Below are 14597 nucleotides of genomic sequence, written 5' to 3'. Positions count from 1 at the left end.
ACCTGGGCCGGACGCTTTCGTAACTTCATCCGACCTTATTGCTGCCGGAAGATGATGCCGCGAATGACATTGCTGCTGTCCAGCACCAGCGTGCTGCGGAACTTGCCGCTTGGATTAACGTAGTTGATGTCCGCTTCGTCTACGGTCTGGCTAATCTGGCCGGGTGCGGCTCCGACGATTGCGCCGTAGGTGACGCTATCCAGAGGCACACCGGTATTGACAACCTTGCCGTACCACTGACCGGTCGGGTTTTTGCCGGTAACGATCTGGATGCCAAATTGGTCCTGATCGCGGAACTTGCGAAGCGCGTTGACAACCTGACTGCCCGAAAGCGTCGTATTGTCATACACCGTAAACGCCGTTTGTGAAAGCTCCGTCTGGATATTGCTGAAATTGCTTTGAGCCGCCTTGGTCGAATCCTGGGCGGAAATAAACAGCACGACAGCCAGTGTAATGAGTGCGATGGCAAGGAAGATTCCTGCTGCCATGACAAGTGCCTTCTGCGCATTGGACATGTACAATTCTCTCCTTTGATTGGGGGGATAAAAAAACGCCTTCCCGCTGATGAAGGAAAGCGTCTGTATGGGTTACTGGATGCGTTGAAGCTGATCGTAGTACACGGACATCTGATGCAGGCTGACGACGACAAGCGGAATGACCAAATACCCGAATATCAGCGCCATCAAGGGGGCAAACCCGATCCAGCGGCTCCAGCCTGCCTTTTGTTCGATTAACTGTTCATACTCCTGCTTGCGCTGCTCCCGCGCAAACCCCTGCTCTGCTTCGAGATCGTCAAATGCCTGCCGGATCGTCAAATGCTGCGAAGCCATTTCCAGCTTTTCCACGATCCGAACAAAAGGCAGAAACGGTGCATCTTCTTTGAGCTGCGCAAGTGCCTGCTCCTCACCCTGTTCAAAGTGAAGCAGGCAGGCTTGCAGTGGCTCCTTGAAGACCTGCGCGAACTGCTCCATCCATAGCAGAAGCTGTTCAACCGACATCCGTTCCATCTCGGCGAGCATGGCAATCACGGCCTGCAACTGATCCACCTCGTGTTTCATCTCCATCTGCCGCATACGCCGCTGGAACTGTCGAATACCAACTGGCAGCATGTACCCGCCCCATCCTGCGGCGAAAGCCAAAAACGCTTCCCACCACGCCAGAAAAGGCTTATTCAGCTTCTCCAGCTTGCCCAGGATGCGCCGCGCCGCCTCTCGAAGCTGATCCTCCTTGATCTGTGAAGCCGGGTCCTTGCGCAGCAGGCTGATGACGCTATTTTCGCTTCGCGGCCTCACCTCCTTTAATTGATCGAGCATCCTTCGATCCAGCGCGGCAGCTTCCCGCGCCTTCGTATCCTCCTCCGGGGACAACTGCCCGAATAGTGTTCCGGGCTTCACCGGTGCATACAGCACCTGATGCCGCTCCGCTGCATGCAAGGACACGAACAAGCCCAGCACCGTTAAAATGGATGCGAACCCGGCCACGATCCGTTGCACGTAAAACCATTCGAGACGTAAGGGAGAGGCTGTATCCTTGAGCAGCCGGGTTATCCGTTCCGCTTCTCGCGAGCCGGGAACCGGCCCCAGTCGGTGGGCCAGCCAGCGCATCCACGGCCAGCCATAGACCCGTTGCTCCCATCTTTTTCGGCTGGTGGGCCTTGCGGTCGCATCCAGCTCCGACAGGTTGCGCAGCAGCACGTAGCATAGCCACACGACGACAAGTAGACAGAGTTTGACGGCCCAACCGAAAGCGCTGGCGTAGAACGTGTCCATTGCCGGAAAAAAGTGGCTGGCCCAGGCTTCAATCGGACGGGTAAACAGCAGCGGCAGCAGCGCGATAACGGTCAGCCCCTGTAATAAGAAGCTGAGACGCTCGCGACGCAGCAATTCCAGATTCAGTTCGATGGACAGCTTTTCCAGTCCCTTGAGGTAGACCGAACCGCTTTCCGTTTGCTGATCGCCATGCTCTTTGATGAGATACGACAATCCCGCAAAGCCCTGCAAATAGCGATTCGGGGCATGCTCCACATATTGCGCCAGTTTATCTTCGGCGTCGCTGTCCGTCAGCATGTCGTACAGTTCTTGCCCGTGCAGTGCCATTTCATACGGCGCGCTGTCAGCCGATTCATAGACGGCTTCATCCACCATCCCGTGACGATGGTAATGATGTCTTACATCCCCAAGAAACAAACGAAGTTGTCGCAGCAGCCGCATTTCGAGCCGATAAACACCCATATCCGAGAGGATGCCGTGGCCGACCCAAAGACCCATGCCGAGCATCGCCAGCGTGAAAGGGTCGCGCACCGCCAAAACAAGCGGAATCGCGGCCAAAAACAGGACAAGCCACATTATGAGTGCCGATTTCATCACCTCAAGCCGCAGCTTCCATTCGTCCCCGAGCCGCAGAATGACCAATCGCCTGCGAAGGTGCTGCAAGTACATCCTTAAAACCGGCATCTGCTCGCAAACGCTGTATAGCTGCTGCATGAAACTGTAAACCGCCTGCTTGCGAGGCGCTTGCCCCGGCTTACGTAGCGCTTCGTAGCGCCGGACTGCCTCCACCTCCGAATCACGCCGGGACAGCCACAGGAAGGCCGCGACAGCGGCAAGAAAGAGCACAGTTGCGATGCCGAGCAGAGGGGAGAGCCATTCCCGCATCATGTCTCATCCCCCCAATGGGATGCCAGAAACGCATCAAAGACAGCCTGATCGGGGCCGCTCAAGTATTCCGTAATCTCGCAGCGACTTTGCTCGGACAGGGGATGAACGGCAACGTAACGACCGTCGCGGTATTCGACGAGATTTCGGGCGGTGTACAGCGGGCGATCCGTCGAGCGGCGAAAGTATTCGAGCGTCGTTTCCATAAAGGCTGCCATTCGTTCGTCCTTTGTCATTTTCCCGCGAAAGGCTTCCGGGTACGCCGTCTCCTGCGGCACTGGGACGCATTCCGTAATGCGCTCGATATATCGCCGTCCGTCCAGGTCGCGGCGGAGGTGAATATCGAAGTTGACGACGCTGACGACCTGCTGCTCCGCCACACGCTCGTTCGTAAACACCTTTGTTTTCAACAAGGAATTGCGGAGAGACAGCACTAGGTCACGGAAGGTTTTGGCGTGATGCGTGAACAAGGTGAATAATGACGCCACCTGTGCCATCTGAACCATCCAAGCGGCGACCGGATCGGTCGCTACCTCGCCCAAAATATTGACAGAGCCGTCCGTCTTCTTCTGGATGTCCAGCCCCTGTTGACCGGAAATCGTCTCGGTTTCGCGCAGGCTGACGATGTTGCGTTCTGGATAAATTTTGCGCAATTGAAGCTCAAAGCTCATTTCCTGTACCCGGATGGGCAGCACTTCTGGAATATGGCGAACCATCGCCATAAGAAGCGTTGTTTTGCCGCTGCCCTGCGCACCGGTAATCGCGGTGATCCGCGCACCCGATACCAAGTAACGAATGAGGCCAATCGGCAATTCCGCGCCTTCGTCCTGAATCAACTGCTCCAGCGTCGCGCTTTGCACGTCGAATTTGCGCACAAAAAAAGCCCACGATTCACTGAATCGGGGGCGCAGCACGACGACGCGGGAGCCGTCTGCCATTTCATTGACCTTAAATCCGTTCGCCTCGGACAACTGGCCGGGAAAATTGTGCTTGTAGATGATCTGGCAAACGCGTCGCAGTTCCTGCTCGGAGCCGAAGGACAAGAAGCTCAGGTGGATGGACTTCCCCTTGTAAAACAGCCATATGCTGTCATGCGAACGGGGCAGCGACTGAAGCTGTGCGTCCTCCTCCAGCGACCATTCGCCCTCCCACATGAGCGGCGGCAGACCAGATACGCCCCCGGATACGCCGTCCACACGCATGTCGCGCAGCTCGTCCACGACACTGAATCCCTTGTAATGCTGATAAATCCGCTGGACGACAAGCTGGAGCTTATCGTCCGTCGTCAAACGCGGCGCTTCACGGGCGAAGACGCTACGAATATCCTCCGACGTAATCCGGTACGTTTCAAGGTGGCCTTCCTCGTTTCGTCTTTGCCGATCCCATTCATAGGTTTGAACGAGCCGGTCGAGCGCATGAAGCCCGGCTTCCTTTTTATATGTGTAAATCAGAATATCAAACTGGTCTTGCGCGGAGAGGGACTCCGGCTGATGAAAGGGCAGCAGGAGGTTCAAATGCGCATCGTCCAGTTCATAGCGCTGCGCGAGCAGGTCGGCAATGATCTCCTTGACGTATTCCTTGTCCCGCAGATCACCGGAGGTGCAGCCCCGCAGCGCCTTTTTCAGCTCCGCCCGTTTGCTTTTTCGGCGGCGGTATTCTTCCTCCGACAAACCGAAGTCGGCCAGGTTGCTGCTGGTTAACTCGTGTAGCGTTGCTTTTACGAAAGTGGTCATCGCTTCCAGCGTATATACCGATGTGTCGTCCGTCCGTTCCGGCAATCGTCGGCTCAGGCGCAAATAAAGGAAGAAGATTGAAAGCAACAAGAGCGCGATCAGGATGAAGGCATTGAGCATAGCCGTCATAGCGTGTCGCCCTCCTTCCCGCCGAAAAGGGACTGCCTTGTGCCTGCGCTGTCGATCACAGCCTGCGCCAATCGTCGCACCTGCTGCACGAACAGGTGGTTCTCATGACCGCTTGCTATCTTTCTGTTGCGAAACCAGAAAGGATTCGCTTCGCCATGCTGTGCCGCATCCATCCAGCCTGTATTATGTGCAACAGGGTACAAGGTCGGTCCTATACGGAATTGACGCATGAGATTTTTAGAAGTGAGCGTCGAATAAGGGTCGTACTGTCCGAACACGAGCAGCGTTCTTCGGCCTTGCAGCATCGCTGCTTCTGCCGATTGAAAAAATCGCTCAAGAAGGAGGCGGTTTTGCGGCAGGCAGACGACCCATACGTCGGCCTGCTGCCGCAGCATTTCGTCCCAAGCCGACCCGCTGCCGCTCCCCCCATCCAACAGCACTACATCGTAAGCGCGGCGGGCAACCGCAAGCAGCGGTGTGAGCCATTCTTTTGCCGTTTCGATAAAGATATCCTCTTGCTTGATGGAGCCGGGCAAAATATCCAGGCGATCCCGCAGCAACGGATGGGCATAGTCACGCAGCATGACAGGCTCCAGCTTGCGGTTTTTCAGCAGACGCAAGAGCGCATCAATTCCCGTGTCCGGGGTATGCATGTCCTCTCTTCCGGCAGGTCGATAATAGGCTCGTTCGACAGCAGCATAGCTGCTCTGCAAATGCCCGAGCAGCAGCAATCGCGCCGAATATTCCAAACCCATGCACGTCGCCGCGGCGAGCAGATTGGTCGTTGTCCCGGCCTGACCGGAAACAGGACTCCAAAATACAACGGTAGCTCCCATAAACGTTCTCCTTTCTACCACACCCGCACCCGTTTACGGGCGATTGCCCAGGCTCGTCGCGCTGTCTTGCGGTCGCAATCGCCAAGCTGCTCGAGCATCGTCAGCAGCATCTCGCGAAACGCCCCGGTCAGCCCGCGAAGGTCGATGCGGCCGTGGTGTTGATTGTTCAAATCGACGGCTGCATCGCGTTCGTCCAAAGGGAAGCGAAACACCGTATCCTCCAACTGGATATGCCGCAACCGCTTTTCGGCTCGCCAAGCTGCCAGCTTTCCCGGTATGTCAGGGGAGATCAACTCGAAAAACGAGACAGGCTCTTCCGTATTCTGTAAGCCGAGACGAATCATCAGTTCCTCGTTTTTCTCCAGCGATAACCGCCTTCCATCCCAGCACCACACCCGCTTATCAAACTGGGACAGGTTGTGGTGGAAAACAAATTCCGTATGGTCAGTGTCCACCAGCATGATGTCGTATGCCGGTGCCGTCCCTACCTGTGCCAAACCTCGTTCAAGCTGTTCGGGAGTGAGATAGCCGTAGGCCACATCCATACCTTCATAATCCTGAACGGCGCTATTGGCATAGGCGTGCGGCAGATAACCCCGAATCGACTGCGTGACGGTTGAATCCACCAACAGCACTTTATTCCCCAACGCCACAAGCAAGCGGCCAAGCACCAACAAAGCATGCGTCTTGTCCGCTACGCCGATAAAAACAATTTTTTTCATATCCGCACTCCTCATTGATTGAAGATATTTTCCCACTTATCTTCGCTTGCCGGAGGCGCTTCGGTTGCAGGAGGCATACCCGATGGCTGCGACGGCGAAACGGCAGGAGGGGGCTTCTGTTGATTTTTCGAAGATTGCGTAGCTGCTGCACCAGCAGCATCACTCACGCTAGGCTGCGGACCATTCGTCGAAACTGCTGATTCTCCAGACTGCGGTGTGCCTACTGGCTGTGTTCCGCTCATGGCATTGCCCTGCCGCGTCGTCATCCGTTCGTTTTGCAACTGCTGCTGCACGGTTACACTACCGCTAGTGACGCGAAGTTTGTCCGAGTCGCTGACCGCCTTCAAATTGCCATCCAGCGTTTGACGCAACGCGCGGGCAAGTTCGATTTTTGCGGTTTCGAGCAGATTGGGATCGACTGCCATCAGGTTCAATACCTTCTGATTGGCCGGATAGTTGACCACAGCCGCTTCCTGTAAGCCCGGCTCGATGTACGGGAGGGCATACAACCGCGCTCCCTGCAAGTACGCATCAATAATTGCGCTGGACGTTTGGAGGATGTCCATCTCATTCAGTTCCAGCCACACAACCGTACCGGACAACTCCTGTACCTTCTTTTTAGATAAGAGAACAAAGTCCTCGCCGGTTGGAAAGCCGATGCGAACGTCTATATATTGGTTAGGCTTGAGATTAGAGGGAAGCTGAATGACCTGAAACTCCTGTATGCGCAAATCCTTCGGAATGGGCTGTCCTTCGTACAATAAAGAGGAAAGTAGCGGCGTTCCTGATGCAAGCTCGATCTTGGCGTTTTTGCCGATGATGCTTTCCCGGTCGGTGATGACGCCCGGCGGAACCAAACTGACGGGCATCGGAACAGCCTTGAGGTCATCCGCTTTGAGCGAGACGCCTGCCGGTATTGTTTTTGCAGTCGTCCAGACATTTCGGCTGTTTTGCTGCTCCTCCTTTTTCAATTGCTGAATCTGCCGCTCATACTCCTCTTTCATCTGTTGCTGCTTTTGCTGCTGATCGGTGTGCCGCATCAGCATATACAAGGCCGCTGCTACCAGAAGCGCCACGCTGATTGCGATGGCTCCCATGATGAGCGTCTTGCGGTGTCGATACGTCCATGACATCGTTCACGATCTCCTTTCATTTATATAGAAGATACCTTGCGCTTCTCTTAACGCGCTTCGCCTCGCGGACGCGGCTTTGATGGGGCTTGCTCCGCTTGTCGTTGTGCCAGCTTCTCGGCCGCCCATGTGGGCGTATGCTCCGGCTTCAGGAACCCCATCAGGTCTTCCCGGTTATAGCGGTATTCATCGCCGGAATAGAGGGTTTCCGCATAGATCGCCCGCCCACGTGAGTTCCCGGAGGCACCGAAGCCTCCCGTTACCCAAATCAACTGATGGTCTGCCGTGCGAAATTCCGGCCGCAACCAATCCAAACGGGTCACAACAATTCTGCCGCCGAGATCATCGTCACTTTTGATGGGCAGGCATTGGTCGGGTTGAATGGGAGGCATCGGCTCCGTGATCGTAGCGCGCTCGGTCTGGAGTTTCTCGATTTCCCATTGCAATAGCTTGGTAAATTCCTGCATTGCGACCAGGTAATCCGCATATCCTTCTGCACCGTAATACTGATCGATGCCAAACAAATTATTCTGCGAGCAGTAGCAAACCAAATAGGGCTTTTCGGTATTCGTGATGTCGATGCCTAAAACAACCTCCACCCTGCCAATGGGTAGCGCTTGATAGACTTCGTAGTCACCGGCCATTCGTTTCTCTTGCTCCATCGTCAGCCCTCCCGGTTCTTTTTGCGGTCATGTTTCTTGTGCCAGCCTTCGGCTTCCTGAGCCTGCTTGCGCAGTTGTGCTTCTTCCTCCTCGGATGGCCTACTACGCGCAAAACCCGGCTTTTCTTTCATTAGACGTTCATACTGACGCCGTTTTCCTTTCGTAAAGTCCATTGATGATCTCCTCCCCGAAAATAGGCATAAAAAAGCTCTCCGTCAGGGGAGAGGGCGCATGAACAGGGCGGCAACGGGGGAATTACCGTTCGTGCTCCCTCTGCCGCCTTTTGTACCAGCTTTCCAGCAGTTGCACGATTAGGTCTTCCTTTTGTTTTTCCGAGAAATCTCGTGGGAAAAAGCGGTCGATTCGTTCTCGCTGAATACTCATTTTTTCTTTCTGATTCGGCTTTTCCTCCGTCAGTATGGTGTAAATGACATCTGTATTCAGCCTGCCTTCTTGACTCATCTTTTTCATACGCTGAGCCTGAGCAAGTGAAGGCGTGCAGTCCTCGGCCTGCATGGTCTCGAATAGGGCTAGCTGTTCTTTCTCGGCCAAGTAAGATAACTCAACAGCAGGATTAAAGGCAATCCGTTTGTCGTCTACCATTTCGAGAATGTGAGGAGTGAGTTCGGTTAGGCGAACGTATCTAAATATTTGGTTTTTGCTTTCGCCCATCTGTTCTGCTAATATCTCGCTTGATTTCTTTGCAGCAGACTTGTTCCCAACTTGGGAACGAGTTAAATCTGTTCGTTGTCCTTGTCTGTTCATAGCTTCCAATTTCATTTTGTAGGCAAAAGCTTTTTCACTCGGAGAAATATACTCCCGTTGCAAGTTGCTATCCACCATGATGATAGTCGCCTGATCGTCATCCAACTCGCGAACGAGACATGGAATTGTCTCCATACCAGCCAATTCACTTGCCTTCTTTCGACGATGGCCGGATACCATTTCGTATCCACCGCCTACCTTTGGCCGAACTAAGCCGGGAACAAGGACACCATACAGCTTGACACTATCCGCCATTTCTAACATCGCTTCATCCGCCCTTACCTTAAAGGGATGACCGGGAAATTCACTAATTTCAGCCAATGGAATATCCATCACCTTTTCCCGTTGCGAATCGTTGCGGCTTTCCTCTGTCGAGAATAAATCATCGACTTTGGTCAGCTTTATGCTGGCGAGCCGATCTTCTTTCGCTGCCAATATCCTGCACCTCCTTCGTAAGTGCAGCGTAGGCTTTAGCAACCTGTCCGTTCGGATCGTGGGCATAAATGCTTTTACCCTTGGCGCTTGTTTCCGCCGCGCGGATGGACAGGGGGATTTCTGTATTGAATACACGCAGCTTATCCCCATAATCCCGACGCAAAACGAAAGAAATGTCTTTGGCGAAATTGGTTCGGCTGTCTACCATCGTGAGCAGCACACCATCCACAGCCAGCTTCGGATTAATTTGACGCCGAACGCGGGCAACCGTCTGCAAAAGCTGCGTCATGCCTTTGGCGGGCAGGTAGTGCGCCTGTACCGGGATAATGACGCTATCCGCCGCTGCCAATGCGTTGATCGTCATCATGCCCAAGCTCGGCATACAGTCGATCAGGATATAATTGTAAACAGCTTTGACGGAATCGATGTACGAACGCATAATCGTTTCCCTGCTCATCGTATTGACGAGCGCCACTTCGACTGCCGATAACTCGATGTTTCCCGGCATCAGGTCGATACCTTCATGATGATGCAGAATACCTTCCCTCGGTTCATACGGCTCCTCTGTCATGCCTTTCACCAGCATCGTAGCCAATGAAACGGATAGACTGTCCGGTTCATGGAAGCCCAGCGAATCCGTTAGGTTCCCTTGCGCATCCGCGTCCAGCAGCAGAACCTTCTTGCCTTCCGCCGCCAAGCCAATGCCGAGGTTGACCGCTGTTGTCGTTTTGCCGACGCCACCTTTCTGATTCGCGAGAGCGATTACTTTGCCCATCCAACAATTCTCCCTTCACGCAAAAAAGCCGACTGCGCTGAACATTCAATAGTCCAGACAATCGGCTTTTTGAAAAGTATCTATATAAAAAGAGAACGCCCCAATTTTTGGACGCTCTCTTGGATATTCACAAAATTCAATTAAAAGTCATCAGATGTGTCCACCCATTTCAAATCCAACACAATAGAAACTTCGATTTTATCTTTCAATATCTTACTTCTAAAGTCGTTTTCCTCAATTTTAAATGACGAATACTTCGCAGAATACTGATAATTCAGGACTTCTAGGTATCGACCCGACATATTCCTACCACGCACTCCACATGACTCGTCTGCGGGAACATGTCCACCGGCTGCACCCATTGAATCTGGTAGCCGCCATCCAGCAGCACCTTGCAGTCCTTTGCCAGCGTCGACGGATTGCAGGAGACGTAGACGAACTTCTCCGGCTTGACGCGAAGCACCGCTTCGAGGAAGCGGGCGTCGAGACCCGTCCGCGGCGGGTCGGCGACGATGACGTCCGGCGTCAGGCCGGACTTCGCCCAGCGGGGCAGCAGTTCCTCGGCTGCGCCGGTGTGGAAGCTCGCGTTAGCGCGGCCGTTGCGGATCGCGTTCTGCTTCGCGTCCTCCACCGCCTCCGGGATCGACTCGATCCCGCGTACCTCCCGCGCATATGGCGCGAGCCACAGCCCGATCGTCCCCGTCCCGCAGTACGCGTCGACGACGGTCTCCCGTCCGGTCAGCCCGGCGGCGGTCCGGACTGATTCATACAGCTTCACCGTCTGTAACGGGTTCAGCTGAAAGAACGCCCGGGGCGAGAGCGAGAAATGGAGGTCGCCAAGCGACTCCTCCATCGTATCCTCGCCCCATAGCGTAATTGTCCGCTCTCCGAAGATGAGCGGAGTCTTCCTGGGATTGACGTTCAGCGCAATCCCGGTGACACCCGGCAGCGCCAGGCGAAGGCGCTGCACCAGGTCGTCCTGGCGGGGCAGCCGTGACCCTGCGGAGATCAGGGTCACCTGCAGATGCCCGGACTGGAAGCCGTGCCGGACAACGATCGTCCGCACGCCGTCCTTCGCGCCGTTCTCCTTGTGGAGCGGAATCTCCAGTTCCTCCAGCACGGACTTGACCTGCTCAACGGCGCGGTTGACCTCGGGATGCTGGATGGGACAGCCGCTGATGTCAACGATATCATGGCTTCCCGCCTCATACAGCCCGGCGATCACTTCCCTGCCCTGCCGCTTCAGCTGAAGCTGGGCTTTGTTGCGGTAATCCCACGGATGCTCCATGCCGAGCATCGGCTTAATCTTCACATCCGCCAGTTCGGCATAACGGGCAAACGCCTCCCGCACCAGCTCCGTCTTCGCCCGGAGCTGCCCCTCGTACGAGATATGCTGAATCTGGCAGCCGCCGCAGCTTCCGAACACCGGGCACGGCGGCTCGATCCGGTCCGGCGACCGCTTCTCGACCTCGGTCAGCTGCGCCTTGATGAATTTCGGCTGCGTCTCGGTGACCTCGGCCTTCACAACCTCGTCCGGCAGCGCGCCGTCAATGAACACGGCCTTGCGCCGGTAGTAGCCGATGCCTTCGCCGTTAATGCCGAGCCGCTTGATCGTCACGACGATCCGGTCGCCTGACCGCAGCTCCTCGGCATTCCCGTGCGACGCGGCCTTCGGCCTGCCCGCAGGCTTGCCTCCGAATCGGCCTCCGGCAGCGTGACCCTTGCGGCGGTCCGCCTCTTGCGGAGCAGCCAGAAGCCCGCCGGGCCGATCCCCCCGGTCCTTCGGAGCGCGGACAGTCCCCGCCGCCGTGTCATTCCCCCGGCGGATCTCTTCTCGTCCGCCGCTTCGCCCCGCGCTGCCTTTCACGCCGCGCTGTGAACCTTTATAAGTTGCATTCCCTTTACCGGGTCTTTTCTGCTCGTTCATACCTGTTTCTCCATTCTTCTCGCTTGTTCGTGTCCACTATATCATGACGCCCCATGGAAAGCCATTCGTAAAAATAGGGCAGCATCGTCCGAAAAAAAATCCGGAGGAACGGCAGCAGAATCGCATTTCGCCTCGATCAGCAGGACAATGCAGGCAAGCGATCCGGTAGCCGGGAGCTTAACTATGTACAGGAGCGTCATGCTGCCTGCCTCCTTTGATACAGATGCATGGAAGTACCCTTATAATTAAGAAAAGTATGGTAATCTTAAATATAATAAACACTGATTCCGGAGGTTATCAAACATGAAGCCATTCGCTTTTCTCTCCGACTTTGACGGTACGCTGTCCGAGCGGGATTTTTACCACTTGATGATCGACAAGTTTTTCCCTGAATGGGGACATCAATTTTACCGGGACTGGAAGAAGACCAAGAAGATCGATGTGGAGTTTCTCAATACGATATTTGGCAGGCTTAATCTTACGGAAGAGCAGCTATTGGAGGAAATCCGCAATATTCCCCTTACTCCGGGGGCGATTGATTTTATTCATGAGGTGCAGGCGCATGGGGGCGATTTCTTCATTGTAAGCGCGGGGACGTCATGGTACATCGAACGGTTGATGAAGGCGCTGGATCTCCCCAATGTAACGGTCATATCCATGCCGGCCGTGCATGAGAACGGCGTGCTGCGGATCGTGCCTGACACCGCGAACCCTTTTTACTCGGAGATTTTCGGATTGGATAAGCGCAAGGTGCTTGAAGACATCCGCCAGCGCTATCGGACGGTATTATTCGCCGGAGACAGTGAACCGGACCTGGAGGCGGGCAAGGCTGCGGACATCGTATTTGCGCGCGGCGAGCTGCGAGAGCTGCTTACGCGAGACGGAGTCCATCATGTGCCGGTTAATAATTATCATGAAATATCGGACTACCTGAAAGAGCAGGGGTGGCCCGAATGAAGCATTCCAACGAAATCGCCATCCCCGCGCTTCTGGAGGTCGACGACCAGGTACTTTCCCGCTTCGGTGCACTGATCGGCAAGGCTGGCATCTCACGCGTCGTACTCTTCTTCGGCGATGGTATTCGCCATCTGTGCGAGCCGCAGATTATGGAATCGCTGAAGGAACAGCCCCGGCTTGAAGTGCTGGACAACCGCGATGTATTAGACAACAGTCTGGAGAGTATTACCAGTACGGCCTTCAGTCTTCCGGCTCATACAGAAGCCGTTGTCGGGATCGGGGGAGGCAAAGCGCTGGACATTGCCAAATATACCGCTTTTCTGAACGGCCTGCCGTTCATCAGTGTGCCAACCTCCGTCGCTCACGACGGGTTCGCCAGCTCCGGCTGCTCCTTATATGTCCAGGACCGTCGCACCTCGGTTCCTGCCCGGATGCCATATGGCATTCTGGTCGACCTGGAGCTGATTCGAAGTTCACCGGTTCAGTTCTTGTACAGCGGACTAGGCGATATTGTCTCGAAAATTCCGGCAGTCATCGACTGGAGGTTCGAGGAATCCCACGGGCTTACCCGGGTGAACGACTTCGCGGTAATGATGGCCAAGAAATCGGTGAACAGCATTGTACGGATGCCCTATACGGATATTCGCGAATTCTTCTTCATCAAAGAAATTGTGGACTCCCTTATGCTGTCCGGGATTGCTATGGAGATCGCCGGAAGCAGCGCGCCCGCAAGCGGAAGCGAGCATCTGATCTCCCATGCCCTTGACCAGCTCGTGGAGAAGCCGCAGCTTCACGGCATCCAGGTAGGCGTGGCCGCATATCTGATGTGCCTTGTGCAGGAGCATCGGGTGGAGCGGGTCCGCAAGTTCTTGACCGGGACCGGATTCTTCGATTTCGTGGCGACTCTGGGGATGAAACGGGAGGATTTTGAACAGGCGATTGAGCTGGCTCCATCCATCAAGCCATCCCGCCGGACTTATCTGCATCTGCCGGAAATGCGCGACAAGGCGCTGCGCCTGCTTCGAAGCGATGAGACGCTGCAGCGCATTTTATCCTGAGTCCTGACTCATGAGCCAGCATCATAGCCGCTGAAGGGCGGCAATACGAAAAACAGCCGGGCAAGCCTATCGCTTGTCCGGCTGCTGCTATGTTGTGTAAATTAACGAAGCTTTTGAAATCCGACCCCGCACAGGGCCTTACCAGATCGCCACGGGACAGATGCCAGGCAAGTACCTAGTGCCTTCTTTATCGGTTCAAAATTTATAGAAGAGTCGTCAGTTCTCCAGCCACGCCCGGGCCTGTTCGCGGTGCAAGTCAGTCACATGGACGCTGATGCTCCGGTAAGCCGCCCAGAAAGCAGCTGCATCGTCCGTGTAGCCTAAGACCGGGATCAAATCGGGAATGGCGTCGATCGGCAGCACCAGGTAGGCAAGCGCTCCGATCGCCGTGAGCTTCGCGGTAAGCGGCGTGTTCTTGTCCATGGCGCAGTAGTACATGGCGACAGCTTCTTTGATAAAAGGCAGCCTGGCCGCGTGCTTTTTCGCCTTGCCCAGGAAGCCCTTCCTCACATACTCTTCCTGCTTGTCGCTTCCTCCGAGCCTGGACAGCCACTTGCCGGTATCGGGCAGCGTTCTGCCCGGTCCATCCGCGCCTACGCCGGCGGCAACTGCCGCGGAAGTGTGAACCGCTTCCTGCTTAGTCGCAGAGACCGAAACAGGCTCCTGAGCGGGCGGCTGTTCCTCGCCAAGGAGGCTGTGCCCGCAATGGCCGCACGAGGCCTCATCAATACGGTCCATATCCACATGATTTAATTGTCCGCAATGGGGACATTCCAGTGTTTTGATCATGGCGTAATAGATGCTCCTTTCCCAA

The 14597-nt window shown here is 55.2% G+C and carries 14 protein-coding genes; 2 read left to right on the top strand and 12 right to left on the bottom strand.

Features of this window, described 5'->3' with window-relative positions:
• Positions 1-35 precede the first annotated feature (35 nt).
• The 11 genes from PSTEL_RS04570 to rlmD form a co-directional block, all read right to left on the bottom strand.
• Positions 36-515, bottom strand: coding sequence for a hypothetical protein (locus PSTEL_RS04570; protein WP_028598712.1), 480 nt, complete (start codon positions 513-515; stop codon positions 36-38).
• A 72-nt stretch (positions 516-587) separates the two neighbouring features.
• Positions 588-2657, bottom strand: a complete 2070-nt coding sequence (locus PSTEL_RS04565; protein WP_038693776.1) for a hypothetical protein — start codon at positions 2655-2657, stop codon at positions 588-590.
• Complete coding sequence (locus PSTEL_RS04560; RefSeq protein ID WP_038693774.1) at positions 2654-4516, bottom strand: Flp pilus assembly complex ATPase component TadA; 1863 nt, start codon at positions 4514-4516, stop codon at positions 2654-2656. Before PSTEL_RS04560 ends, PSTEL_RS04565 begins: the two co-directional genes overlap by 4 nt.
• Entirely contained in the window at positions 4513-5352 is an 840-nt protein-coding gene (locus PSTEL_RS04555) for a CpaE/TadZ family protein (RefSeq protein WP_038693772.1), read from the bottom strand. The genes PSTEL_RS04560 and PSTEL_RS04555 overlap by 4 nt, the downstream gene beginning before the upstream one ends.
• Before the next feature lie 14 nt (positions 5353-5366).
• A complete protein-coding gene (locus PSTEL_RS04550) occupies positions 5367-6074 on the bottom strand; it encodes a hypothetical protein (RefSeq protein WP_038693770.1) in 708 nt (235 codons plus the stop codon).
• 11 nt (positions 6075-6085) lie between these two features.
• Positions 6086-7207: an SAF domain-containing protein gene (locus PSTEL_RS04545; protein WP_038693769.1), complete on the bottom strand. Its 1122-nt coding sequence runs from the start codon at positions 7205-7207 to the stop codon at positions 6086-6088.
• A 47-nt stretch (positions 7208-7254) separates the two neighbouring features.
• A complete protein-coding gene (locus tag PSTEL_RS04540) occupies positions 7255-7866 on the bottom strand; it encodes a hypothetical protein (RefSeq protein WP_052098192.1) in 612 nt (203 codons plus the stop codon).
• A 2-nt stretch (positions 7867-7868) separates the two neighbouring features.
• Positions 7869-8039 carry a hypothetical protein gene (locus tag PSTEL_RS27400; protein ID WP_156995780.1) on the bottom strand — a complete coding sequence of 57 codons (171 nt, stop codon included), beginning with the start codon at positions 8037-8039 and terminating at the stop codon, positions 7869-7871.
• 82 nt (positions 8040-8121) lie between these two features.
• Entirely contained in the window at positions 8122-9066 is a 945-nt protein-coding gene (locus tag PSTEL_RS04535) for a ParB/RepB/Spo0J family partition protein (RefSeq protein ID WP_038693767.1), read from the bottom strand.
• Complete coding sequence (locus tag PSTEL_RS04530) at positions 9014-9841, bottom strand: ParA family protein (protein WP_038693766.1); 828 nt, start codon at positions 9839-9841, stop codon at positions 9014-9016. The genes PSTEL_RS04535 and PSTEL_RS04530 overlap by 53 nt, the downstream gene beginning before the upstream one ends.
• Before the next feature lie 283 nt (positions 9842-10124).
• Positions 10125-11768: a 23S rRNA (uracil(1939)-C(5))-methyltransferase RlmD gene (rlmD, locus tag PSTEL_RS04525; protein WP_038693764.1), complete on the bottom strand. Its 1644-nt coding sequence runs from the start codon at positions 11766-11768 to the stop codon at positions 10125-10127.
• 303 nt (positions 11769-12071) lie between these two features.
• Here rlmD and PSTEL_RS04520 point away from each other — a divergent pair, with 303 nt between their 5' ends.
• Together PSTEL_RS04520 and PSTEL_RS04515 are read left to right on the top strand one after the other, a co-directional pair.
• Positions 12072-12725 carry an MtnX-like HAD-IB family phosphatase gene (locus PSTEL_RS04520; protein ID WP_038693762.1) on the top strand — a complete coding sequence of 218 codons (654 nt, stop codon included), beginning with the start codon at positions 12072-12074 and terminating at the stop codon, positions 12723-12725.
• Positions 12722-13783, top strand: a complete 1062-nt coding sequence (locus PSTEL_RS04515) for an iron-containing alcohol dehydrogenase family protein (protein ID WP_038693761.1) — start codon at positions 12722-12724, stop codon at positions 13781-13783. The genes PSTEL_RS04520 and PSTEL_RS04515 overlap by 4 nt, the downstream gene beginning before the upstream one ends.
• Before the next feature lie 216 nt (positions 13784-13999).
• Here the strand turns inward: PSTEL_RS04515 and PSTEL_RS04510 are convergent, their stop codons facing one another.
• Positions 14000-14572 carry a YkvA family protein gene (locus PSTEL_RS04510; protein WP_245625076.1) on the bottom strand — a complete coding sequence of 191 codons (573 nt, stop codon included), beginning with the start codon at positions 14570-14572 and terminating at the stop codon, positions 14000-14002.
• Between the last annotated feature and the right edge of the window lie 25 nt (positions 14573-14597).

Source organism: Paenibacillus stellifer, from assembly GCF_000758685.1.
Taxonomy (GTDB): Bacteria; Bacillota; Bacilli; order Paenibacillales; family Paenibacillaceae; genus Paenibacillus_AQ; species Paenibacillus_AQ stellifer.
This window is presented reverse-complemented; position numbering and strand designations above follow the sequence as displayed.